1 rRNA gene is annotated in these 237 nt (G+C 56.1%); it reads left to right on the forward strand.

Annotation, left to right across the window (positions count from 1 at the left end):
• The first annotated feature begins 120 nt into the window (after positions 1-120).
• Positions 121-235, forward strand: a 5S ribosomal RNA gene (rrf, locus tag QZH66_RS12595).
• Positions 236-237 lie beyond the last annotated feature (2 nt).

The raw sequence follows: 237 nt of genomic DNA on the forward strand, positions 1-237 counted from the left end.
CAAAACCCCGCAGAAAACACTGCGGGGTTTTGCTTTTTATGAAGGCAGTCGTCTTTATGTTTGCCTTTTCTCGGAAGAGACCCCTGCCGAGCTGGCGCGATGCGCTGCTCCAACCGTCTCCCTGGTGAAATCAGCGCTGTGGAACCACCCGATTCCATCCCGAACTCGGAAGTGAAACGCAGCTGCGCCGATGGTAGTGTGGCCTAAGCCATGCGAGAGTAGGTCATCGCCAGGGTT

This window comes from Stenotrophomonas sp. YIM B06876 (assembly GCF_030711595.1).
GTDB lineage: Bacteria > Pseudomonadota > Gammaproteobacteria > Xanthomonadales > Xanthomonadaceae > Stenotrophomonas.